General features: G+C 69.4%; 22 protein-coding genes. 16 read left to right on the forward strand and 6 right to left on the reverse strand.

Annotated elements, in window-relative coordinates:
- Nucleotides 1-241 precede the first annotated feature (241 nt).
- The 3 genes from QJS31_RS25285 to QJS31_RS25295 all read left to right on the forward strand — a co-directional run bounded on the left by QJS31_RS25285 (nt 242) and on the right by QJS31_RS25295 (nt 2990).
- Nucleotides 242-952 carry a PIG-L deacetylase family protein gene (locus QJS31_RS25285; protein WP_282779655.1) on the forward strand — a complete coding sequence of 237 codons (711 nt, stop codon included), beginning with the start codon at nt 242-244 and terminating at the stop codon, nt 950-952.
- Between the two features lie 266 nt (nt 953-1218).
- The gene (locus QJS31_RS25290) at nt 1219-2385 is read left to right on the forward strand and encodes a glycosyltransferase (protein ID WP_306357869.1); all 1167 of its coding nucleotides are present in this window, start codon (nt 1219-1221) and stop codon (nt 2383-2385) included.
- 413 nt (nt 2386-2798) lie between these two features.
- Entirely contained in the window at nt 2799-2990 is a 192-nt protein-coding gene (locus QJS31_RS25295; RefSeq protein WP_029928276.1) for a DUF3046 domain-containing protein, read from the forward strand.
- Between the two features lie 118 nt (nt 2991-3108).
- On the opposite strand, the gene QJS31_RS25300 is transcribed toward QJS31_RS25295, so the two are convergent.
- Nucleotides 3109-3624, reverse strand: coding sequence for a CGNR zinc finger domain-containing protein (locus tag QJS31_RS25300; protein ID WP_282779660.1), 516 nt, complete (start codon nt 3622-3624; stop codon nt 3109-3111).
- A gap of 153 nt (nt 3625-3777) precedes the next feature.
- On the opposite strand from QJS31_RS25300, the gene QJS31_RS25305 reads away from it, so the two are divergent.
- From QJS31_RS25305 to QJS31_RS25350, 11 genes are all read left to right on the forward strand, one after another.
- Nucleotides 3778-4239: a VOC family protein gene (locus QJS31_RS25305; protein ID WP_029928282.1), complete on the forward strand. Its 462-nt coding sequence runs from the start codon at nt 3778-3780 to the stop codon at nt 4237-4239.
- A gap of 68 nt (nt 4240-4307) precedes the next feature.
- Nucleotides 4308-5195: a pyridoxamine 5'-phosphate oxidase family protein gene (locus QJS31_RS25310; RefSeq protein ID WP_282779662.1), complete on the forward strand. Its 888-nt coding sequence runs from the start codon at nt 4308-4310 to the stop codon at nt 5193-5195.
- 24 nt (nt 5196-5219) lie between these two features.
- Nucleotides 5220-5672, forward strand: a complete 453-nt coding sequence (locus tag QJS31_RS25315) for a nuclear transport factor 2 family protein (RefSeq protein WP_039815732.1) — start codon at nt 5220-5222, stop codon at nt 5670-5672.
- A 173-nt stretch (nt 5673-5845) separates the two neighbouring features.
- The gene (locus QJS31_RS25320) at nt 5846-6640 is read left to right on the forward strand and encodes a tryptophan 2,3-dioxygenase (RefSeq protein ID WP_306357870.1); all 795 of its coding nucleotides are present in this window, start codon (nt 5846-5848) and stop codon (nt 6638-6640) included.
- Complete coding sequence (locus QJS31_RS25325) at nt 6637-7881, forward strand: kynureninase (protein ID WP_306357871.1); 1245 nt, start codon at nt 6637-6639, stop codon at nt 7879-7881. The genes QJS31_RS25320 and QJS31_RS25325 overlap by 4 nt, the downstream gene beginning before the upstream one ends.
- Nucleotides 7874-8800 (forward strand): PaaX family transcriptional regulator C-terminal domain-containing protein, encoded by a 927-nt coding sequence (locus QJS31_RS25330; RefSeq protein WP_306357872.1) that lies wholly within the window; start codon nt 7874-7876, stop codon nt 8798-8800. Before QJS31_RS25325 ends, QJS31_RS25330 begins: the two co-directional genes overlap by 8 nt.
- Before the next feature lie 166 nt (nt 8801-8966).
- Nucleotides 8967-10004 carry a recombinase RecA gene (recA, locus tag QJS31_RS25335; protein WP_282779671.1) on the forward strand — a complete coding sequence of 346 codons (1038 nt, stop codon included), beginning with the start codon at nt 8967-8969 and terminating at the stop codon, nt 10002-10004.
- Nucleotides 10005-10596: 592 nt separating this feature from the next.
- Nucleotides 10597-11097 carry a recombination regulator RecX gene (recX, locus tag QJS31_RS25340; protein ID WP_282779680.1) on the forward strand — a complete coding sequence of 167 codons (501 nt, stop codon included), beginning with the start codon at nt 10597-10599 and terminating at the stop codon, nt 11095-11097.
- Between the two features lie 385 nt (nt 11098-11482).
- Nucleotides 11483-11941: a Cys-every-fifth RiPP peptide CefA gene (locus QJS31_RS37435; RefSeq protein ID WP_372341663.1), complete on the forward strand. Its 459-nt coding sequence runs from the start codon at nt 11483-11485 to the stop codon at nt 11939-11941.
- Nucleotides 11938-13266 carry a PP2C family serine/threonine-protein phosphatase gene (locus QJS31_RS25345; RefSeq protein ID WP_372341812.1) on the forward strand — a complete coding sequence of 443 codons (1329 nt, stop codon included), beginning with the start codon at nt 11938-11940 and terminating at the stop codon, nt 13264-13266. The genes QJS31_RS37435 and QJS31_RS25345 overlap by 4 nt, the downstream gene beginning before the upstream one ends.
- 130 nt (nt 13267-13396) lie before the next feature.
- Entirely contained in the window at nt 13397-14626 is a 1230-nt protein-coding gene (locus QJS31_RS25350; protein WP_306357874.1) for a cytochrome P450, read from the forward strand.
- 152 nt (nt 14627-14778) lie between these two features.
- Here the strand turns inward: QJS31_RS25350 and QJS31_RS25355 are convergent, their stop codons facing one another.
- The 4 genes from QJS31_RS25355 to QJS31_RS25370 form a co-directional block, all read right to left on the reverse strand.
- Nucleotides 14779-15678, reverse strand: a complete 900-nt coding sequence (locus tag QJS31_RS25355; protein ID WP_306357875.1) for an amino acid ABC transporter permease — start codon at nt 15676-15678, stop codon at nt 14779-14781.
- Nucleotides 15675-16355, reverse strand: coding sequence for an amino acid ABC transporter permease (locus tag QJS31_RS25360; RefSeq protein ID WP_306357876.1), 681 nt, complete (start codon nt 16353-16355; stop codon nt 15675-15677). The genes QJS31_RS25355 and QJS31_RS25360 overlap by 4 nt, the downstream gene beginning before the upstream one ends.
- Before the next feature lie 74 nt (nt 16356-16429).
- Nucleotides 16430-17263, reverse strand: a complete 834-nt coding sequence (locus QJS31_RS25365) for a glutamate ABC transporter substrate-binding protein (RefSeq protein WP_306357877.1) — start codon at nt 17261-17263, stop codon at nt 16430-16432.
- A 34-nt stretch (nt 17264-17297) separates the two neighbouring features.
- Nucleotides 17298-18026, reverse strand: a complete 729-nt coding sequence (locus QJS31_RS25370) for an amino acid ABC transporter ATP-binding protein (protein WP_282786560.1) — start codon at nt 18024-18026, stop codon at nt 17298-17300.
- A 257-nt stretch (nt 18027-18283) separates the two neighbouring features.
- Between QJS31_RS25370 and miaB the strand changes: the two genes are divergently transcribed.
- Together miaB and QJS31_RS25380 are read left to right on the forward strand one after the other, a co-directional pair.
- On the forward strand, nt 18284-19816 hold the full coding sequence (miaB, locus tag QJS31_RS25375; RefSeq protein WP_306357958.1) for a tRNA (N6-isopentenyl adenosine(37)-C2)-methylthiotransferase MiaB: 1533 nt from the start codon (nt 18284-18286) through the stop codon (nt 19814-19816).
- Between the two features lie 61 nt (nt 19817-19877).
- Nucleotides 19878-20465: a hypothetical protein gene (locus QJS31_RS25380; RefSeq protein WP_306357959.1), complete on the forward strand. Its 588-nt coding sequence runs from the start codon at nt 19878-19880 to the stop codon at nt 20463-20465.
- 106 nt (nt 20466-20571) lie between these two features.
- Here the strand turns inward: QJS31_RS25380 and QJS31_RS25385 are convergent, their stop codons facing one another.
- Nucleotides 20572-22011 (reverse strand): DUF349 domain-containing protein, encoded by a 1440-nt coding sequence (locus QJS31_RS25385; protein ID WP_306357878.1) that lies wholly within the window; start codon nt 22009-22011, stop codon nt 20572-20574.
- Nucleotides 22012-22066 lie beyond the last annotated feature (55 nt).

A 22066-nucleotide genomic window follows, 5' to 3' on the forward strand; every position in this document is an offset into this window, starting at 1 on the left:
ACGTGTTCCGGGTGATGGCGTGCGCGCGGGGTGGTGGGTCGTATCCGGCGTCGGTATCGGACGGACGGCCGGGTGGCGCGGGCGGGTTGTTCGGAGCGGTCGTCGCCCGGAACGCGCGAGCCCCATGCGCATGATGGGCCGCGTTGTGGTGGCTGTCGACGCCAGCACGCTGTCCGCGGTGTGAAGGTGTGGGTGCGGCCGGTGGGCCATGTCGAATGCTCGCGGATGTTTGAATACCGCCATGGAGCAGTTACCCGAGGACTGGCAGCGCGGCATCGTCATTGTCGCGCACCCCGATGACATCGAGTACGGCGCGGCAGCCGCCGTGGCGCGCTGGACACGGCAGGGCAAGGACATTCGCTATGTGCTCGTGACCAGCGGTGAGGCCGGTATCGCGGGGTTGCCGCCCGCGGAATCCGGGCCGCTGCGCGAGGCGGAGGAGATCGCCGCCGCCAAGGCCGTGGGGGTCGCGGAGGTGGAGTTTCTCGGGTATCCGGACGGGCGGGTCGAGGAGTCTCTCGCGCTGCGCCGGGACCTGGCCGCCGCTATCCGCCGCCACCGGCCGGAGATGGTGATCCTGTTCAACTTCGGTGATACCTGGGCACCCGGATACGTCAACAGCGCCGACCATCGGGCGGTGGGCCGAGCCGGTCTGGACGCCGTCTCCGACGCGGGCAACGAGTGGATCTTCCCCGAACTGGCGGAACTGCCCGTCTGGTCGCCGCGTTGGGCGGCGGTCACGGGGCCGAAAGTCACGCACGCCGTGGACGTCACCGATACCATCGGACCCGCGGTGGAATCCCTTGTCGCCCATGGCCGCTACCTCGCCGCCTTGAGTTCGGACCCGGTGCTGGAGCAGGCGCGCGCCATCGTCGACATGTCGACGGGGCCCATCGAGGGCTTCCCGGCCGCTCGCGCGACGGGGTTCGAGCTGTACTACTTCGGCGGCTGAGTCCACGGGTTCGGCCGCCGGGCTTTGCGCGTTCGGCGGTCGGGGTCACGGGTTCGGCCGCTGAGCCGAGTGCAGTCGTACCCGCGAGGGGAAGGCGGCGGGCGCGATATCGACACTGAAATATGCGTATCTGGGCATATACGCTCGCATGTCATGCGCCGAACGCCCCGCCGCAGTAGTGCGTAATGCCCCGGCACAGTGGTGCGAAGCGCCCCCGCACAATCGTGTGTGCTGAGTTCCACCCGCGGATATGGCACGCTGGGCGCGTGCGAGTAGCGGTGGTGGCCGGGCCGGATCCGGGGCATGCGTTCCCCGCGATCGCCCTGTGTCTGCGATTTCTCGAGGCGGGCGATGAGCCCGTGCTGTTCACTGGGCCGCGGTGGTTCGACGCCGCGAAACAGGTCGGTATCGGGGTACGGCGGCTCAAAGGGCTCGCGCCCCGCGCCGAGGACGACGATGCCGACGCCGGGCAGCGGATCCACGAACGCGCGGCCTTCATCTCGACCGAGATCCTGCCCGATATGAGTGCCATGCTGCCCGATCTGGTGGTCTCGGACGTGCTCACCGCGGGCGGCGGGATGGCGGCCGAGCGGATGAAGGTGCCGTGGGTGGAGCTCTCCCCGCATCCGCTCTACCTGCCATCGAAAGGGCTGCCGCCCATCGGAAGTGGGCTCGCGCCGGGGGAGGGGCTGAGCGGCCGGGCCCGCGACGCGGTGCTGCGCGGAATGACTGCGCGCGCCATCCGACAGGGCGAGGAGCAGCGCGAGCGAGCCCGGGCGGGCATCGGCCTGCCCCCCGAGGATCCCGGTCCCGCGGCGCGGCTGGTCGCGACCCTGCCCGCGTTGGAGGTGCCCCGCCCGGATTGGCCGGACAATGCGCACCTGGTCGGCCCGCTGCTGTGGGAGCCGACGGCGAATGTTCTCGACCTGCCGCCGGGTGACGACCCGCTGGTCATGGTCGCGCCGTCCACCGCGCACACGGGTGTCAGCGGCATGGTGGACACCGTGCTCGAGGCGCTCGACGGCGCCGGGGTGCGGGTGGCGATCTCCATGCTGGACACCCCGCCCGCCGAACTGCCGCCGTGGGCCACAGCGGGTTTGGGTCGACAGGACGAGTTGTTGCGGCACGCCGCGGTCGTGATCGGCGGTGGCGGCCACGGGCTGCTGGCGAAATCGCTGCTGGCCGGAGTGCCGGTGGTGACCGTCCCGGGTGGCGGCGATCAATGGGAACTGGCCAATCGTGCGGCCCGCCACGGCAGTTCGCTCCTGGTCCGCCCGCTCACCGCCGAGGCCGTCCGCACCGCGGTGCGCCGGATACTCGACGAGCCGACCTTCGCCGAGCGCGCCCGCAAGGCGTCCGCCGGCGCGAGTGTGGTCTCGGACCCCGTGCCGCTGTGCCACGAGGTGGCCGCCGCGGCGCGCACACACCGCTAGCCGAGGTGGCTCGCGGCGAGTACACCGCTAGCCGAGGTGGCTCGTGGCGAGCACACGCTGGTAGCTGAGGGACCCGCGGCGCGCACACCGGTAGCTGAGGTGGCCCGCGGCGCACGCCGGTAGCTGAGGTGGCTCGTGGCGCGCACGCCGGTAGCTGAGGTGGCTCGTGGCGCGCACGCCGGTAGCTGAGGTGGCTCGTGGCGCGCACGCCGGTAGCTGAGGTGGCTCGCGGCGCGAACACGCTCTCGGCCGGGGTGGCTTCGGTGCTTGGCGGACGCGCGCCCGGCCAGTCGCGGCGTTGTGACGAGCGGTGGCCTTCGATGGTCGTGTGCGTGATGTCGCCCGGCGCGCGGCCGAGTGGGCGCGGACCCGGGCTCGTACCGGCGTTCACGCCCTCGCGTAGGCTCGCGGCCGTGCGGTTGACGGAGTTCCAGGAGCTGTTGTACACCGAGTTCGGCACGGCGCGCGGGGATGCGCTGCTGAGCGACCACGTGCTGCCGTCCATGGGGAAGACCGGGGCGCAAGCCATCGAGGCGGGGGTCGATCCCCGCGATGTGTGGCGCGCCCTGTGCGCCGAATTCGATGTGCCCAAGGCGCGGTGGTGAACTCGGCGCGGTGGTGAACTCGGTGCGTCGGCGGCCTCGGCGCCTGTGACTGCAGCGCCTTGATCAATTCAGCGCGTCGGCCGACAAACGTGCCCGGTGATCCGAGCCGGTCGGCGAGTCAGGCGTTGCGCGCGTAGTGCCGGGCCGCCTTGGCGCGGTTGCCGCAGGTCGCCATGGAGTGCCACCGCCGGGCGCCGTTCTTCGAGGTGTCGTAGAACCAGAGCACGCAGTGCGGGTGTGCGCACTGCTTGATGCGGTCGGGCGCCGCCATCAGGGTCAGCAGGTCGTCGGCGGCCAGCCAGCCCGGTAGCCATTCGGGGTCGCGGACCTCCACCTCGTCCCGGGGGCCGTGCGCGGTGAGGGTGCGGCGGATCCGCCCGTGGTCGAGGACGCCGTTGAGCTCCTCGATATCGTCGCCGCGCGCCGCGTGCAGGATGGCCTCGCGTGCCCGCACGAGGGCGTGCAGGGTCGCGGCGTCGGCCGGGCAGCGTTCGGCGAGATCGTTGTCGGCCAGCCATTGCCGCAATCCCGCCACGTCGGAGAGCAGATCCTGCAGTCCTTCCCCGCTCATCCAGCGGGTGTTGAGCAGGTCCAGTGCGAGCGGCTCTCCGAGGTGGGGGCGTGGAACGGGCATGCCTGAGGGTAACCAGCTTCCGGTCCGGTTCGGTTGCGGCAGTGCCATTCTAACCACTCAAATCAGTTAGGGGGTTGACAGCGGTTCCCCGCTGCTTCTAGATTCTAACCATCAAAACAATACAAACTAGTTAGAGCTTCCCTGGAGGAAATCATGACCACGGTCGCCGCACCCCAGCTCGCCACCGGCCACATCGGCTTGAACGTCACCGACCTCACCCGCTCGGTGGACTTCTACCGCCGCGCCTTCGGCTTCGAGCAGCTCGGCGCGAGCACCGAGGGCGAGCAGCGCTTCGCCTTCCTCGGCGCCGACGGCAAGCTGGTGCTGACCCTGTGGCAGCAGAGCGATGGCGAGTTCTCGGCGAAGACGCCCGGCCTGCACCATCTGTCGTTCCAGGTCGACAGCCTGGAGCAGGTGCGGTCGGTGGAGTCGGTGCTCAAGGATCTGAACGTGAGCTTCGCCCACGACGGCGTCGTCGCCCATGGTGAGGGCGCCTCCTCCGGCGGCATCTTCTTCAGCGACCCCGACGGCATCCGGCTCGAGGTGTACGCGCCGAGTGGTGCCGAGGCCGCCCCCGCGCCCAGCGGCTCCGCCCCCACTTGCGGATTCTTCTGATCGACATCGCGATTCACCCGGTGCGGGCACCGAGCCCGCACCGGGGCGGACGCAAACCGGAGAACGAGATGACCACCAGCTACCACCCGGGCGAGGTGGCCGTGCAGCAGCGCATGGGCCAGTCCGATATCGCCCAGCATGTCGGACGCATGATCCGCGCCGAGATACCGCACACCGCGGCGGCCTTTCTCGCCGAACAGCCGCTGGTCGTGATCGCCGCCGCCGATGACGCGGGCCGACTGTGGGCGAGCCAGCTGATCGGCCCGGCCGGATTCGCCCGCGCCACCGACGAGCGCACCATCGTGGTGGACGCGCTGCCCACCGCCGCCGATCCGCTCGCCGAACCCCTGCGTTCCACCCGGCACATCGGCATGATCGCCCTGCAACCGCAGCGCCGCCGCCGGATGCGCGTCAACGGCGTGACCGAGCCGACCGAGCGCGGGCTGCGGATCACCACCGACCAGGTGTACTCCAACTGCCCGAAGTACATCACCCGCCGCACCATCGACGACTGGAGCGGCGCGTCCGCGGTGACCGTGCACCGATCGTCCGAGCTGACCGCCGCGCAGCAGCGGGCGATCACGGCCGCCGACACCTTCTTCATCGCCTCCGCCGATCCGGACGGCAATGCCGACGCTTCCCACCGCGGCGGCAATCCCGGCTTCCTCCAGGTGCTCTCGCCCACGCGCCTGCGGTGGCCGGACTACCGCGGCAACTCCATGTTCATGACGCTGGGCAATATCGCCGCCGACCCCCGCTGCGGACTGCTGATCCCGGACTGGCGCACCGGCTCGACACTGCAGCTGACCGGAACAGCGGAAATAATCTGGGACGACACGACATTCGCCCCCGGCTCACAGGCCACAGTGGACTTCACCGTCACCGAGGCCGTCGAGATCGCCGGTGCCAGCCCGCTGCGCTGGGGTGCGTCCGAACTGTCTCCCGTGAACCCCTGAAGCCACTCTCCGAAAGGATTCGCCATGCGACCCCCACTGCCCCCGTTCGATCTGGAATCGGCCCAGACCAAGGTCCGCGCCGCCGAGAACGCCTGGAACACCCGCGATCCGGAGACCGTCGCGCAGGCGTACACGGAGGATTCCGTGTGGCGCAATCGCGATGAGTTCATGACCGGCCGCGCCGAGATCGTCGACTTCCTGAAGCGCAAGTGGGCCAAGGAGAACGGCTACGCCCTGCGCAAGGAACTCTGGGGATTCCGGGAGAACCGCATCGCCGTCCGCTTCCAGTACGAATGGCACGACGAGGACGGCCAGTGGTACCGCAGCTACGGCAACGAGCTGTGGGAGTTCTCCCCCGAGGGGCTGATGTCGCGGCGCGAGGCCAGCATCAACGACACCCCCATCGCCGAAGCCGACCGCCGCATCTTCGGCCCCCGCGGTCCGGAGGAGGAGAACGCGCTGCTGCCGATCCGGTGACAGTCGTGAAGCCCCCGTCCGGCCTCGGACGGGGGCTGGGTCGCGCTCCGCGGCGTCTAGGGTCGGACCGAGATGGTCACGCTCGGACAGCCTGCCCGTATTGCATATTCGTGGCGGACGTCACAGTTATGTATTAACCTGAGGTGGTCGGCACCGTCTGAGTGGGGACCGCCATGACCTACAGCACCTATCTGGACCTGGAGACGCTGCTCGGTGCGCAGCATCCGGTCAGCAGGCCGCCGCAGCACGATGAAATGCTGTTCATCATTCAGCACCAGACCACGGAACTGTGGCTGAAATTGGTGCTGCACGAGATACGCGCGGCGCGTGCGGCTTTCGACGATGATGCGCCCGATATCGCGCTCAAGGGCATCGCGCGCGTGAAACACATCCAGCAGACGCTGACCGAGCAGTGGTCGGTGCTGGCGACGCTGACTCCCACCGAGTACGCGCGGTTTCGGGGAGCTCTCGGGAACTCCTCAGGGTTCCAGTCGTATCAGTACCGAGCCGTGGAATTCATTCTCGGCAACAAGAATCCCGCGATTCTGGCCGTTTTCGCCGACGAACCGCAGGCCGCCGCGGAGTTGACGGCACTGGTCTCCGAACCCACGCTCTACGACGCCTTCTGGCGGCACCTGGCGCGCACCGGACTGGAGGTGCCGCGGTCGACGCTGGAGCGGGATGTCACCGGACGCTACGAACTCGATCCCGCGCTGCTCCCCTTGGTGACATCGGTGTATCGAGCCCCGCGGCAGTATTGGTCGGTCTACGAGACCTTCGAGGAACTGGTCGACCTGGAGGAGAACTTCCAGCTGTGGCGGTTCCGGCATCTGCGGACGGTGCTGCGGACCATCGGGTCCGCGCGGGGGACCGGGGGAACCAGTGGCGCGGGTTTCCTGCGCCGCGCTCTCGAGGTCAGCTTCTTTCCGGAACTCTTCGCCGTCCGCACCGAAACGGGAGCCTCATGACCCGCAGCGACACCGATTTCACCGCTCGGGCAACGGCTCTCGACGCCGCCGATCCGCTGGCGGCGTATCCGGGCGAGTTCGTCGGCCACGACGATCCGGAGATCGTCGCCTATCTCGACGGCAACTCCCTCGGCCGCCCCACCCGCCGCACCGCCGAACGCCTGTCCGCGTTCGTGACCGAGGCGTGGGGCCGCAGACTCATTCGAGGCTGGGACGAGGAGTGGTTCGAGCTGCCGCTGACCCTCGGCGACCGGATCGGCGGCACCCTGCTGGGCACCGCGCCCGGACAGACCACCGTGGGCGACTCCACCAGCGTGCTCCTCTACAAGCTCGCGCGCGGCGCGCTGGCCATGCGGCCCGGACGCACCGAGATCGTGCTCGACCGCGACAACTTCCCCACCGACCGCTATCTGATGGAATCCATTGCCGCCGAGAGCGATATGACGCTGCGCTGGATCGACGCCGACGTCGACGGCGGTGTCACCGCCGCGGACCTGGCCGCGGTGGTCTCCGAACGCACCGCGCTGGTGGTGCTCAGCCATGTCGCCTACCGCTCCGGCTATCTGCTCGACGCGCCCGCTCTCACCGCCGTCACGCACGCCGCCGGGGCCATGCTGCTGCTCGACCTGTGTCATTCCGCCGGCGCGGTGGAGATCGAACTCGACACCTGGGGAGTCGATTTCGCGGCCGGATGCACCTACAAGTACCTCAACGGCGGGCCCGGATCTCCGGCCTTCGCCTATGTGCGCGCCGACCATCTGGCCGATTTCCGGCAGCCGATCTGGGGCTGGATGGGCCGGGAGAATCCCTTCGACATGGCACAGGGTTACGTGCCCGCGCCCGGCATCCGGCGGGTGATCAGCGCCAGTCCCGGCATCGTGGGGATGCTCCCGATCCAGGACATGCTCGACCTCATCGAGGCGGCCGGGATGCCGCGGGTGCGCGCGAAGTCGGTGGCGCTCACCGAGTTCGCGCTCGAACTCGTGCGGGAATGGCTGCTGCCCCGAGGCGTGACGGTGTCCTCGCCCATCGATCCGGCCCGGCGCGGCGGGCACGTCACCATCGACCACCCTCGGTTCCGGGAGATCACCGCGCGGCTGTGGCAGCGTGGCGTCATGCCCGATTTCCGTCGGCCGCACGGTATCCGCCTGGGCCTGAGCCCGCTGAGCACCACGTTCGGTGAGGTGCTCGCCGGAGTGACCGCCATCCGCGACGAGCTCGACGCCGATCCCGATGTCTGAACTCCACGCCGTCGGCGCCATCCTCGACGACATCGATTCCCGGCCCGGCAGTGTCACCTCGCTGGCGCGGACCGTGCTGGGCGCGTACGTGCGCGAACTCGGTGGCTGGATCGCCATCGCCGATTTCGGCGAGCTGCTCGCCGCACTCGGGGTGCCCGAGCAGAGCGCGCGCACGGCGGTCACCCGGTTGAAGGGTAAGGGCGTGCTCGATGCCGAAATACGCGGCGGCCGCAGCGGATACCGTCTCACCCCGGCCGCCGAGGCCATGTACGCCCGGGGAGACGCCCGCATCTTCGGCTTCCGGCGGATGGGCGAGGACGATCCCTGGCAGCTGATCTGTTTCGGCATTCCGGAATCGGCGCGCGCGGCGCGACATCAGCTGCGCCGCAGGCTGTCCGCCATCGGCTGCGGGACGGTCGCGCCCGGGCTGTGGATCTGCCCGCACTATCTCGCCGACGAGGCCGCGGCCATCGTCACCGCACTCGGACTCGACGAGTACGTGACCACCTTCCGCGCCACCGACATGGCCGTGCCGACGACGCCGCGTACCGCCGCGGCGCAGTGGTGGGATCTGGACGGCCTCGCCGGGCGGTACCGGACCTTCCTCGCGCACCACGGCAGGGGCTTCGCCGACGACACGGCCGGTGACGCGGTCGAGAAGCGTGCCGCCGACGGGGCGGCGGGTGATCGGGGTGCGGCGGCGCTGCGGTGGGGCGGTGACGACGAGCGGGCGTTCCGGATCTTCGTCCCGCTGCTGGACGAATGGCGGACCATTCCCTACCTCGATCCCGGACTGCCCGAGCGCATGCTGCCCCCGGACTGGCCGGGACCGGCCGGCGTGCGGCTGTTCGCCACCGCTCGGGACCACTGTCTGGGGCCGAGTCTGCGCTGGGTACGGTCGGTCGTCGACCCCCGGTAGCCGATCGTGCGCGGCGGGTCGCCCGACCGATCCGCGTGTCGAGGGGCGCGTCGCTTGCATCGAACACCTGTTCGTCTAAGCTCGGCGGCGGAACTTGTCGGTGCCGCCCTCTACCGTGGGCGCCAACCACAGATTGAGACTCACCCGTCGAGAAGGGGACCAGACGATGGCACCACAGGCTTTTGACCGCGACAAGGCGCTCGAACTGGCGTTGGCGCAGGTCGAGAAGAGCTTCGGCAAGGGCGCGGTCATGCGCCTGGGCGAGGAGGCCCGCCAGCCCATTGCGGTGATTCCGACGGGGTCCATCGCCCTCGACGTCGCCCTCGGTCTCGGCGGTCTGCCGCGCGGCCGCATCGTCGAGGTCTACGGTCCGGAATCCTCCGGTAAGACCACCGTCGCCCTGCACGCGGTAGCCAACGCGCAGGCCCAGGGTGGCGTGGCGGCCTTCATCGACGCCGAGCACGCGCTCGATCCGGACTACGCCCGCAAGCTGGGCGTCGACACCGACGCGCTGCTGGTCTCCCAGCCCGACACCGGTGAGCAGGCCCTGGAGATCGCCGACATGCTGGTGCGCTCCGGCGCCATCGACATCATCGTCATCGACTCGGTGGCCGCCCTGGTGCCGCGCGCCGAGATCGAGGGCGAGATGGGTGACAGCCACGTCGGTCTGCAGGCCCGCCTGATGAGCCAGGCGTTGCGCAAGATGACCTCCGCGCTCAACAACTCCGGCACCACCGCTATTTTCATCAACCAGTTGCGCGAGAAGATCGGCGTCATGTTCGGCTCACCCGAAACGACCACCGGCGGTAAGGCACTGAAGTTCTACGCCTCGGTGCGCCTGGACGTGCGCCGTATCGAGACCCTCAAGGACGGCTCCGACGCGGTCGGCAACCGCACCCGCGTGAAGGTCGTCAAGAACAAGGTCAGCCCGCCGTTCAAGCAGGCCGAGTTCGACATCCTCTACGGTGTGGGCATCTCCAAGGAGGGCTCCATCATCGATATGGGTGTCGAGCAGGGCTTCATCCGCAAGTCCGGCTCCTGGTACACCTACGAGGGCGATCAGCTCGGGCAGGGCAAGGAGAACGCCCGCAAGTTCCTGCTGGAGAACACCGACGTGCGCGACGAGATCGAGAAGAAGATCAAGGAGAAGCTCGGCATCGGCGCGGATGTGACCGTGGGCGACGAGGCCCCGGCCGACTTCTGATCCCTCGATGACCGATCGGGACACCCCCGAGCCCCGGCCCGCCTCGCCGGGGCTCGGCAACACCCGTCTGGAAGCGGTGGAACGCCTCCGCCGCCAACTCGACGCCATCGAAGCCCGCACCCGTAAGGCGGACAAGCCATCGCACCTCGCGCGCTACGGCAGCGGCGTCTACAGCGCCGAAACCTACGGCCGCCACCCGGATGAGGACGAGGCCGAGGACGGGTATCCGGAGGAATCCACCCCGCACCGCACCCCGGCGCGGCGGCAATCGGCCGCGCCCGATGCGGGGCACGATGCCGAACCCGCTGCGGAGCAGCCGTATTCGGCGACAGCGCGGCGGCGTCGCGCTCCCTCCGGCACCTTCGAGACCCCCGAGGGCTCGCATCGGCGCGGCAAGCGATATCGGCGCGCGGATATCGGTGCGGAGCCCGATTCCGCTGCCTTGGAGGAGGAGCGCGGCGGTGTCGAGGGGGAACGGGGCGGTTCGGATTTCGCTGGACCGGGCAGTGAGCCCGAGGAGTCCGAAAGGGGGCGCGGTCGGGGCCGTGGGGCGCGGCGGCGATCGGACGGTGGGGGTGAGCCGGGGGAGGGGCTGCCCGGGGGTGGGACCGAGGCACAGGCCAAGGAGGTGTGCCTGCGGCTGTTGACCGATCGGGCCCGGAGCCGGGCGGAGTTGGCGGATCGGCTGGCGGCGAAGGGTTTCTCCGCCGAGGTGGCGGGACGGGCGCTGGATCGTTTGGCCGAGGTGGGGCTGATCGACGACGCGGCGTTCGCCGAGCAGTGGGTGCACTCGCGGCATACCTTCTCCGGAAAAGGGAAGAAGGCGCTCGCGCAGGAATTGCGGCGCAAGGGGGTCGCGCCGGAGGACGCGGAATCGGCACTGGCCGGGATCAGCGCCGAGGACGAGCACGAGCGCGCCACCGAGCTGGTGCGGCGCAAATTGCGCACTGTGCCGCGAGATCTGGATCGGGAGAAGACCATTCGCCGGTTGGTCGGGATGCTGGCGCGGCGCGGATACAACCAGTCCACCGCCTTCACGGTGGTGAAAGCGGAACTGGCCGACCGGGATCTCGCCGAAACCGACTCGCACTGACGATCGCCACTGGATTCACCCCATGGGTGGCGAATTAATCGAGCGCGCGGTCGGAATGTCTCGTCTACTATCGCGGAAGACGGCTGCGGCCGGACGATAGCGGGGGTGGGAGAATGGGACCTCGTCTACCGGTAGCGAGACGCGAACCGGGATGCCGGGTGGGGGCGATGGATGGTCATCATGCCGATGACCGTCGGTATGGTTGCCAGGAAATCGACTGTGCTGTACGCGATCGAGGAGATCTGGTGCGCATATCGGCTGAGCGACGCGACCGGCCGACGGCACCGAGCGCTGCCGCGAACCGGCGGACCGGCTTGCGCCTCCCGACGATTCACCCATGCGGCACGGCCGCCACCACCACGGATACGAGGCCCTCCGGTGACCGGTGAGTCGGCCGCCGAGCCGAACCCGCCCACTCCCGATCCGGAGCCGCCCGGTCCGGCTGTGTCCGGTCCGGCTGTGTCCGGTCCGGCTGTGTCCGGTCCGGCTGTGTCCGGTCCGGCTGTGTCCGGTCCGGCTGTGTCCGGTCCGGCTGTGTCCGGTCCGGCTGTGTCCGGTCCGGAAGTGCCCGATCCGGAAGTGCCCGATCCGGAAGTGCCCGGTCCGGAAGTGTCCGGTCCGGAAGTGCCCGGCGCGGCAATGCCCGGTCCGGCAGCGCCCGGCGCGGCGGTGTCCGGTCCCGCCATGTCCGATCCGGCCGCCCAATCCACTCCGGCCCCGGGTTCTGCCGGGGCCGCACCCGATACGGCTCGGCCCGGTCACGAGGCCGCCGAGCGGGTCTCCGAGTCAACTCAGCCCGATCGCGCCGTGGTCGGGCCTGTCCCCGAGGAAACCGCGCCTGTGACCGATGCATCCGTACCCGCTGCCGAAGCACCCGTCGTTCGCGAGGCGGCGGCCGCGCCGCCGAGCGACAACGCCGCGGCAGTGGTGCCCACCGACGCCGAGCCCGACACCGCGACGGTGATCCCGAATCCCGGACACGGCGCGTCACCCGCGACGGACCGCTCCGGCGTATCGGCCGGGCCGCCGACGCGTATTCGGCGGGTGGCTTTGCCGGACCGGGACCGGCCCGCCGGACCGTGCACCGGCTGCCGCGCGGAGCACTACGACCACACCGGATCCTGCGTGGGCTGCGGAATGCCGAGCCCGCGGCAGGATCGGTTCGAGGCGGACCTCGGGACGGTATGTGTCGTCACCGACCGCGGACTGGTGCACGAGCACAACGAGGACTCGGTCGCGGTGGCCGTGCTCGACTCGACGGTGCCCGGGGAGCCCGGCGTGACCGTGATCGTGGTGTGCGACGGCGTATCCACCTCCGAAGACCCGCAGGCCGCCTCGGGCGCGGCGGCACGCGCCGGTGTCGCGGCCAACCTGGCGGCGCTCGGCGCGGGCGCGACGCTCGAGGAGGCGACCTTGGCCGGACTGTCGGCGGCCGCCAAAGCGGTGCGCGCGGTCGGAACCCCCGAGGGCCGCGCCCCGTCGTGCACCTACCTCTCGGCCGTGCTGGTCCCGGACCCGAACGGCACCCGCATCACGGTCGCCAGCGTCGGCGACAGCCGAGCCTACTGGCTCACCCCCACCGCCCCCACCGTGCCCAGCGCCCCCACCGTGCGTGCCGCTGCCGCAACACCCGCGGTGCCCACTGCTGACACTGCTCACGCCGATGATTCTGCGCCCGGCGTCCCCGCTCCGCCCGGCGTCCCCGCTGCGTCCGGTGCGGCGGGGACGCCTGGGGCGGCCGCGCTCGCCGGTTCACGTCGCCTCACCGATGACGACTCCCTCGCCCAGGACTTCATCAAGATCAGTGGTGTGGACGAGCGCACCGCCATGAGTATGCGTGGGGCGCACACTCTCACCCGCTGGCTCGGTGCCGATATCGGCACCACCCCGTGGGCGGACGACTGTGTGCGCTCCCTGTACGCCACCGGCCCGGGCGCGCTGCTGCTGTGCAGCGACGGCCTGTGGAACTACCTGCCCGAGGCCGAGGCGCTGGGGGACTGCACCTTCGGTCCGGCGGGCGCGACCGGCCCGGTCGGGCTGTCGGAGGCCCGCGCCCTGGTCGATTTCGCCATCCGCCAAGGCGGCAGCGACAACATCACCGTCGCCCTCGCCCCCGTCCCGGGCCGTGCGCAGCCGTCCCCGATGATGTGTGCGTACCCGTCCCGATGATGCGGGCGTACCCCTCCCCAACAGCGAAAACGGCGTCCCACCAAGCGTTTCGGTAGCGTGGTCGCCGCCGGATCTCTTCGTGGTGGACAGGTGGGGCGCGGCCGTGGGTCGCGGTGGTCAGGAGGATGACATGGTCGACAGCGGTACCACCGAATCGATCGAGGTAGTGGGCGAGGACTTCCACGCCGATCCGCACCGGTACTACGACCGCTGGCGTGCCCACGGTCCGGTGCACCGGGTGCGCTTTCCGGGCGGCGCCCCCTGCTGGGTGATCATCGGCCACGCCGAGGGCCGCGCGGCCCTGGCCGACCCCCGGTTGCGCAAGAACGCCGACGACCTCTACGCCCTGTTCCGCGCCAAGAATGTGCGGACCCTGTCGGATTCGAACGCCCAGGCGCTGGCCGCGCACATGCTCAACAGCGATCCGCCCGAGCACACCCGGCTGCGGAAACTGGTGAACAAGGCGTTCCTGCCGCGCCGCGTCGCCACCCTGCGCCCCCGCATCGAGGCGATCACCGCAGGTCTGCTCGACGAGATGTCCGCACACGACGAGGTCGATCTCATGCGGGTCTTCGCGAACCCGCTGCCGGTCACGGTGATCTGCGAACTGCTGGGCATACCGTTGGACGCCCGCGCCGACTTCCAGGCGTGGACCCGGGTGCTGGTCTCCTCCGGGAATCGGGTGGAGGAGCGGGAGGCCGCCACGCTGGGCATGTCGGAGTACCTGAACCAGCTCATGGCCGACAAGCGCGCCGATCCGGGTGACGACCTGTTCTCCGATCTGGTGCACGCCGCCGAGGACGGCGACCGGCTCGACGAGCGGGAACTGGTGGCCATGGCGTTCCTGCTGCTGGTCGCCGGGCACGAGACGACGGTCAACCTGATCGGCAACGGCACCTACGCCCTGCTGCGGAACCGATCCCAGTGGGAGACGCTGCGCGAACATCCGGACCGGGTGCCCGCCGCCGTGGAGGAGTTCCTGCGCTACGACGGCCCGGTCGGCTGGTCCACCATCCGCTACACCGCCGAACCCGTCCGCATTGCCGGAATCGATATTCCCGCAGGGGAATTCGTCTACATCGCCCTGGCCGCCGCCAATCGCGACCCGTCCCGTTACGACTCCGGACCGGACCTCGATATCGACGGAAACACATCCGGGCACCTGGCCTTCGGCCACGGCATCCACTTCTGCGTCGGCGCCCCGCTGGCCCGACTGGAGGCCGATATCGCCTTCCGGGCCTTGCTGCGCCGCTTCCCGCACCTGGAATTGGCCGATGCGGCATTCACGCCCGCATGGCAGACCAGCGTGCTGATGCGCGGCATGAACGAGCTTCCCGTGCGGCCCAAGGGGAGCGGGTGACGCCGCGCGATCGAGCCGTGCTCCGCAGCCGTTGACCCCCGCTGCAGCGGTGAACCCCGGCTGCAGCGGTGAACCCCGCTCCGCGGCTGCGAAGCGGGGTCCATTCGAGGTGCGGGAACGCGGTCGCCGAACCGAATTCAGTCCTTCTTGATTCAGTCCTTCTTGGTGAGGGTGATATCCATTCCGGGCGGCGCGGCGGCGGTGGCGTTGTCCGCGCCGATCGCGGGCCGCCCGCCGCGCTTGCGGGTGCGCAACCACCGCTCGACCCGGGTCGCCACCACGGTCAGAGTGTAGTTGAGGGCGATCATGATGGCCGCGATGACCAGCAGCGCCTGGAAGGTATTGCCCTGCGCCGACCCGAGCTGCTGTCCGGAGCGCACGACCTCGACGTAGCCGATGAGGTAGCCCAGCGCCGAATCCTTCAGCGCCACCACCATCTGTGATATCAGCGCGGGCAGCATGGCGGTGATCGCCTGCGGCAGCAGGATGGCGGTCATCACCTGGGACTTGCGCATGCCGAGCGCCACGGCAGCCTCGGTCTGCCCCTTGGGCAGCGATTTGATGCCGGAGCGCACGATCTCGGCGATGACGGAGCCGTTGTAGATGGTCAACGCAGTCACCACGGCGGCGAGCGCGAGCCGGTCGTTGGGGAAGACGTTGTACTCGGCGTAGACCGCGAACAGGAAGATCATCAGGATCAGCACCGGGATGGCGCGGGCGATCTCCACCACGGTGCCCGCCACGATGCGCACGCTGCGGTGATCCGACAGCCGCAGAATGCCGAACAGCATGCCGAGCACGAGTGCGAAGGCGATCGACAGTGCCGCCGCCACCAGGGTGCCCCGAATACCCGGAAGCAGGTAGGTCTCCCAGATCTGCGCGTCCAGGAAGGGCTCCCACTTGTCGGCGGCCCACTGGCCCTGAGCGTCCAGGCCGCTGTAGACCACCCAGGCCAGCGCCGCCACCGCCGCCACGACCACGGCCGTGTACAGCCAGTAGCGCATGCGCGCCTTGGGACCGGGTGCGTCGTAGAGAACGGATACGGCGCTCATCGGGCCACCTCGTATCGCTTGGCCAGCCAGCCGAACAGCAGACCGGTGGGCAGGGTCAGGACGACGAAGCCGAAGGCGAAGATGGCGCCGACGGCCAGCGGCGCGGCCTCCACCTCGATCATCTCCGACATGAGCAGGGCGGCCTCACCGACACCGATGGCGGCCGCGACCGTGGAGTTCTTGGTCAGTGCGATGAGCACGCTGCCCAGGGGTGCGATCACCGAGCGAAAAGCCTGCGGCAGCACGATGAGTCGCAGATTCTGCGAGAACGTGAAGCCGAGCGAGCGGCCCGCCTCCGACTGCCCCAGGTGCACCGTGTTGATGCCCGAGCGCAGCGACTCGCACACGAAAGCCGCCGTGTAGACCCCCAATCCGACGACCGCCCAGCGGAAGTTGTTCTCCGCGAGGTCGTTCGGCCCCTCACCGGCGAGTTTGATACCGAGCTGGAAGTAGAGGCCGAGCGAGCAGATGACGATGATCAACGTCAGCGGGGTGTTGCGGAAAATCGTCACGTACGCCGTGCCGACCCAGCGTGCCACGGGTACCGGCGCGACCCGCATGGCGGCGATGATCGTGCCGAGGACCAGCGCGAGCACCCCGGAGAAGACCGTCAGCTTGATGGTCACCCAGAACGCGTCGAGCAGCTGGTCGGAATACTCAGAGATCAAATCGAACACGGCGTGCGCATCCCTCCGATCGAAATACGTCGCGTGCCGGGCGGGTACGTCCCCGCCCGGCACGCACGGTCAACTCAGTACCGGTCCAGCTGCGGCGGCTCGGGGATCTGGATTCCGGTGGAACCGAAATTCTTCTCCAGCGCGGCCTGCCAGGCGCCGCTGGTGATCATGTCCTCGATCGCGTCGTTGATCCTCTGGCGGGATTCGGTGTCGCCCTTCTTCACACCGATGCCGTACTTCTCGACGGTGAAGGTGTCACCGACGACCTTCAGCGCGCCCGGGTTCTGCGCCGCGTACCCGCGCAGGATGATGTCGTCGGTGGTGACGGCGTCGACGGCACCGGCCTTCAGCGCCTCCACGCACAGTGAGTAGGTGTCGTACTCCTGAAGCTGAACGTCCTTGGCGTACTTGTCCTTCACGTTCTGCGCCGGGGTGGAGCCCTTGACCGAGCACAGCTTCTTGTTGCCGCTCAGCGACTCCGCGCCGGTGATGTCGGTGTTGTCCGAGCGCACCAGCAACGACTGGCCGGTAATGAAGTACGGCCCGGCGAAGTCGACCTTCTCCTTGCGCTTGTCGGTGATGGAGTAGGTGGCGGCGATGAAGTCCACCTGCCCGTTCTGGATCAGCGTCTCGCGCTGGGCCGACGGCGCTTCCTTGAAGGTGATGTTCTCCGGGGACACGCCCAACTTCTCGGCCACATAGGTGGCGACGTCGACATCGAAACCGCTGAAGGAGCCGTCTTTCTCCCGCAGTCCCAGACCCGGCTGGTCGTACTTGATGCCGATGGTGAGGTTGCCGTCGGCGGCGTTCTCCGTGGCGGTCTTGTCGCTGCCGCCGCCGCAGCCGCTGGCGACCACGGTCAGGGCGACGGCCCCGACGGCTAGCCGCAGCGCTTGGGTGATCCTCATCTGAATCCTTCTCTCTCGTGAAGTGGCGGAGTGGTTAGTGGCTGAGAATCTTGCCGAGGAAATCTTTCGCGCGTTCTGATTTGGGCGCGGTGAAGAACGTGTCCGGATCGGTGTCCTCGACGATCTGACCGTCCGCCATGAACAGCACCCGGTTGCCCGCGCGCCGCGCGAAACCCATCTCGTGGGTGACCACCACCATGGTCATGCCGTCCTTGGCCAGCTGCACCATGACCTCGAGAACCTCGGACACCATTTCGGGGTCGAGCGCGGAGGTGGGCTCGTCGAACAGCATCACCTTGGGGTCCATGGCCAGCGCGCGAGCGATGGCGACGCGCTGCTGCTGACCGCCCGACAGCTGGGCGGGATACTTGTCGGCCTGATTGGCGATGCCGACCCGTTCGAGCAGTTCCATGGCGCGGGCGCGCGCCTTCGTCCTGTCCATCCGGCGCACCTTCACCGGCGCGAGCATGACGTTCTCGAGAATGGTCTTGTGCGCGAACAGATTGAAGCTCTGGAACACCATGCCCACATCGGCGCGCAGCCGCGCCAGGGCCTTGCCCTCGTCGGGCAACCGCACCCCGTCGATGGCGATGGTGCCGGAGTCGATGGTCTCGAGCCGGTTGATGGTGCGGCACAGCGTGGACTTACCGGAGCCGGACGGACCCACCACGATGACGACCTGGCCCCTGGGCACTTCGAGGTTGATGTCCTGCAGGACGTGCAGAGCCCCGAAATGCTTGTCCACGGTCTGCATCGAGATCATCGGCGCGTCGGCGGTGACGGGTGTGGCGGCGTCGGTCATGACCAGTGACCTTAGAGGGCCGTTGCCCGAAATGCTCGCCTTTGGCCCCCGTGACGCCACAACCGCCCGGACTCGACACCCCGCCGTAACCGAGGATTGACGCCGCGGTGACGGGAGAGAGACGGGTCACGCTGATCCCATGGGGTGGAACGGCCGCGAATCGGAGCCCGTACCCTGGACGGGTGAATTCGTTGGGGCTGGTTTCCGCACGTGACTCGGTGGACGTCGATGTCGTGCGCACCTACGAGGTGCGCACCTACGGCTGCCAGATGAACGTGCACGACTCCGAGCGGCTGTCCGGTCTGCTCGAGGATGCCGGGTACGCCAAGGCCGCACCCGGTGACACCGCCGATCTCGTCGTGTTCAACACCTGCGCGGTGCGCGAGAACGCCGACAACAAGCTGTACGGCACCCTCGGCCACCTCGCGCCCATCAAGGCCGAACGTCCGGGCATGCAGATCGCCGTCGGTGGCTGCCTGGCCCAGAAGGACCGCGACACCGTCGTGCGGAAGGCCCCCTGGGTGGACGTGGTGTTCGGCACCCACAACATCGGTTCGCTGCCGGTGCTGCTGGAACGCGCCCGCCACAACAGCGAGGCGCAGGTGGAGATCATGGAGGCGCTCGAGGCGTTCCCGTCCTCGCTGCCCGCCAAGCGCGAATCCGCGTACGCGGGCTGGGTGTCGATCTCGGTGGGCTGCAACAACACCTGCACCTTCTGCATCGTGCCGTCGCTGCGCGGCAAGGAGGTGGACCGCCGTCCCGGCGACGTGCTGGCCGAGGTGCAGGCGCTGGTCGACCAGGGCGTCATGGAGGTGACGCTGCTCGGGCAGAACGTCAACTCCTACGGCGTCTCCTTCGCCGATCCGAACGAACCGCGCGATCGCGGCGCCTTCGCCAAACTGCTGCGCGCCTGCGGATCCATCGAGGGCCTGGAGCGGGTGCGCTTCACCTCCCCACATCCGGCCGAGTTCACCGACGACGTGATCGAGGCCATGGCCGAGACGCCGAACGTGTGCCCGCAGCTGCACATGCCGTTGCAGTCCGGTTCCGATCGCGTGCTCAAGGCCATGCGGCGCTCCTACCGCAAGTCCAAGTACCTGGGCATCATCGAGAAGGTGCGGGCGGCCATGCCGCACGCCGCCATCACCACCGACATCATCGTCGGCTTCCCGGGCGAGACCGAGGAGGATTTCCAGGAGACCCTGGATGTGGTGCGGCAGGCGCGGTTCACCAGCGCCTACACCTTCCAGTACTCCATCCGCCCCGGCACCCCGGCCGCCGAGATGCCCGATCAGCTGCCCAAGGACGTGGTGCAGGAACGCTATATGCGGCTCATCGAGTTGCAGGAGCGGATCTGCATGGAGGCCAATCAGGCACTGGTCGGCACCGAGGTGGAACTGCTGGTGGCCGAGAGCAGCGCGGGCAAGAAGAACGCCGCCACCGCGCGCATGAGCGGCCGCGCCCGCGACGGCCGCCTGGTGCACTTCCGGCCGCCCGCCGATCCCGCGCCCGGCACCGAGATCCGTCCCGGCGATCTGGTCACCGTCGACATCACCGGTGCGGCCCCGCACCATCTCATCGCCGACAGCGTGGTGCGCGACCATCGCCGCACCCGCGCGGGCGACGCCCACGAGCGTGGCGTCACCCCGAAGACCGCACCCATCGGCGTCGGCCTGGGACTGCCGCGCATCGGCGCACCCGGACCGCTGCCCGCCGTGTCGTCGGGCTGCGACAGCGGCTGCGGGCTGTGAGCGCGCGATGAGCGATCGGCACGGCGACGAGCCCACGACCCCCGACCCGAACGAGGAGACGATGAAGTCAGCCGAGCAGGGCAGCCAGGAGTTCGAGCAGTTCCGCGGCGATCTGGAGGCGGTGGAACGCAAGATCGCCGGTGAGATCGATCCGGGCGTGCGCGCCCTGGTGGTCGCCGGCGCGGTGTTCGTGCTGTTGCTCTCGCTGGTGCTGCCGCACGCCGGGGCCGCCCGCGGCTTCGACGTGCTGCTCTACGATGCGGTCGCCCAGGACGAGCACATCGGCCTGCCCTCCCGGATCTTCGTGTGGTTCGTGGTGGTGTTCGGCATCGGCTTCTCCCTGGCCGCCCTGACCACCCGCCGCTGGGTGCTGGCCTGGATCGCCACCGCGGGCACCGCCATCGCCAGCGTGTTCGGCGTCTTCTCCATCTGGCACCGCCAGACCCCCGGCCTGGGCAACTACGAGGGCTCGGGTCCCGGCATCGGCCTGATCCTGGCGGCCATCGCCGCGATCGTGCTCACCTTCCACTGGATTCGCGTCGTGTGGAGCCGCACCGTCGTGCATCTGGAGGCCGAGGAGCGCCGTCGTCAGGCCGCGGCCGACGCCGAACAGCAGGGCCGCCGCTGGCTCACCGGCGACGAGGGCTGAGTTCGGCCGCCTCTCCGACGACACGATCGCTGTGTTCGATCAACGGCTCAAAGCCGCTCAGGGCCTCGAGTAGCCGGCGGCGCGGTCCGCTCCGCCCGACCCCTCGTCAGCGCTGGCTGACCGCGCCCTCGGCGGCTTCCGCCCATTCCCGCCACTGCTTGGCCTGTTCCAGGGCCTTCTCCGCGTCCCGGGTCTTGCCCGCGGCCTGCGCCTTGGCGGCCTGCTCCTCGAATTGGGCGACGCGTTCGCGGAATTGGGCGGCGCGCGCCATGGCCTCCGGGTCGGTGCGCCGCCACTGGGCGTCCACCGCTTCGCGCACCTTCTTCTCGATGGCGCGCAGGCGGCCCTCGAGTTCGTGGATGCGCTCGCGCGGCACCTTGCCGATGGCGTCCCACTTCTCCTGCAGGTCGCGCAGGGCGGCGCGGGCGGCGTCGAGTCCGGACTCCGGATCGATGTGCTCGTACTGCTTCAGCAGTTCCTCCTTGGCGGCGGCGTTCTGCTCGAATTCCGCGTCGCGTTCGGAGGCGGCCGCGTTGCGGGCGGCGAAGAAGACGTCCTGGGCGGCCTTGAACCGCCGCCACAGCTGCTCGTCGGCCTCGCGCGGGGCGCGGCCCGCGGCCTTCCATTCGGTGAGCAGGTCACGGAACACCGAGGCGGTGCCCACCCAGTCGGTCGAGGAGGACAGCTCCTCGGCGCGCACGCACAGCTCTTCCTTGCGGGTCTTGGCGGCGGCCCGCTCCCGGTCCAGTTCGGCGAAGTGCGCGCCGCGGCGGCGGTTGAACGCCTCGCGCGCCTTGGAGAAGCGTCGCCACAGTGCGTCGTCGACCTTGCGGTCCACGCCGCGAATGGTCTTCCACTCCTCCAGGATCTCGCGCAGCCGGTCGCCCGCGGCCTTCCACTGGGTGGATTCGGCGGCGATCTGCTCGGCCTCGGCGGCGAGCGCCTCCTTGCGTTCGGTGTGCTCGTGCCGGGTGCGCTCCTTCTCCTCCTTGGCGTGCGCGGCCGCCTCGTCGGAGTGTTCGATAATGACCTGCAACCGTCGGGCCAGACCGTCGATATCGCCGATCACGGCGGCGGTCGGCAACGATTCGGCAAGCGCGGCGGCATCGGCTTTGATCTTGCGGGCGTCGGCTCCGGCGGCGAGCCGTTCCTCGAGCAGCACCACGTCGGTGGCGAGGTTGTCGAAGCGGCGGCCGAAGTGGGCCAGACCCTCGGCGGCGTCACCGGCCTGCCAGGAGCCCACCACCCGCTCGCCGTCGGCGGTCTTCACCCAGGCGGTGCCGTCCTCGTCCACGCGGCCCCACTGGCTGGGATCGCTGACGGTCGGCACCACCACCGCATGCGGGTGGGGGGTGTGCGCCGGGCCGGGCGCGGGTTTGACCGCATGGGGTTTGGGGGTATCAGAGCTGCGGGCACCGGGTTTGCGGGGCCGATTGCCGGCGGCCTCGGCCGCTGGTGACGGTCGTTCGGCGGCGGCCGCGCCAGGCTGGGGCGTCGTGGTCGACTCCGGGTGGGTAGCTTTGTCGTTTCCGTTGTTGTCGGTCATTGCTCCTCGTCCCTGCCGCGCGTCACGGCTGCCTGGTTACGCCCTGGTCATCCCA

The sequence above is a fragment of the Nocardia sp. CC213A genome (assembly GCF_030766805.1).
GTDB classification, from domain to species: Bacteria; Actinomycetota; Actinomycetes; order Mycobacteriales; family Mycobacteriaceae; genus Nocardia; species Nocardia otitidiscaviarum.

Coding starts and splice junctions, on each gene's coding strand:
- QJS31_RS25310 (WP_282779662.1), top strand. CDS start 4,308: ATGACCACCAGCTACCACCCGGGCGAGGTGGCCGTGCAGCAGCGCATG.
- QJS31_RS25355 (WP_306357875.1), bottom strand. CDS start 15,678: ATGAGCGCCGTATCCGTTCTCTACGACGCACCCGGTCCCAAGGCGCGC.
- QJS31_RS25300 (WP_282779660.1), bottom strand. CDS start 3,624: ATGCCCGTTCCACGCCCCCACCTCGGAGAGCCGCTCGCACTGGACCTG.
- QJS31_RS25370 (WP_282786560.1), bottom strand. CDS start 18,026: ATGATCTCGATGCAGACCGTGGACAAGCATTTCGGGGCTCTGCACGTC.
- QJS31_RS25320 (WP_306357870.1), top strand. CDS start 5,846: ATGACCTACAGCACCTATCTGGACCTGGAGACGCTGCTCGGTGCGCAG.
- QJS31_RS25380 (WP_306357959.1), top strand. CDS start 19,878: ATGAAGTCAGCCGAGCAGGGCAGCCAGGAGTTCGAGCAGTTCCGCGGC.
- QJS31_RS25365 (WP_306357877.1), bottom strand. CDS start 17,263: ATGAGGATCACCCAAGCGCTGCGGCTAGCCGTCGGGGCCGTCGCCCTG.
- QJS31_RS25285 (WP_282779655.1), top strand. CDS start 242: ATGGAGCAGTTACCCGAGGACTGGCAGCGCGGCATCGTCATTGTCGCG.
- QJS31_RS25305 (WP_029928282.1), top strand. CDS start 3,778: ATGACCACGGTCGCCGCACCCCAGCTCGCCACCGGCCACATCGGCTTG.
- QJS31_RS25315 (WP_039815732.1), top strand. CDS start 5,220: ATGCGACCCCCACTGCCCCCGTTCGATCTGGAATCGGCCCAGACCAAG.
- QJS31_RS25350 (WP_306357874.1), top strand. CDS start 13,397: ATGGTCGACAGCGGTACCACCGAATCGATCGAGGTAGTGGGCGAGGAC.
- recA (WP_282779671.1), top strand. CDS start 8,967: ATGGCACCACAGGCTTTTGACCGCGACAAGGCGCTCGAACTGGCGTTG.
- QJS31_RS25385 (WP_306357878.1), bottom strand. CDS start 22,011: ATGACCGACAACAACGGAAACGACAAAGCTACCCACCCGGAGTCGACC.
- QJS31_RS25330 (WP_306357872.1), top strand. CDS start 7,874: ATGTCTGAACTCCACGCCGTCGGCGCCATCCTCGACGACATCGATTCC.
- QJS31_RS25325 (WP_306357871.1), top strand. CDS start 6,637: ATGACCCGCAGCGACACCGATTTCACCGCTCGGGCAACGGCTCTCGAC.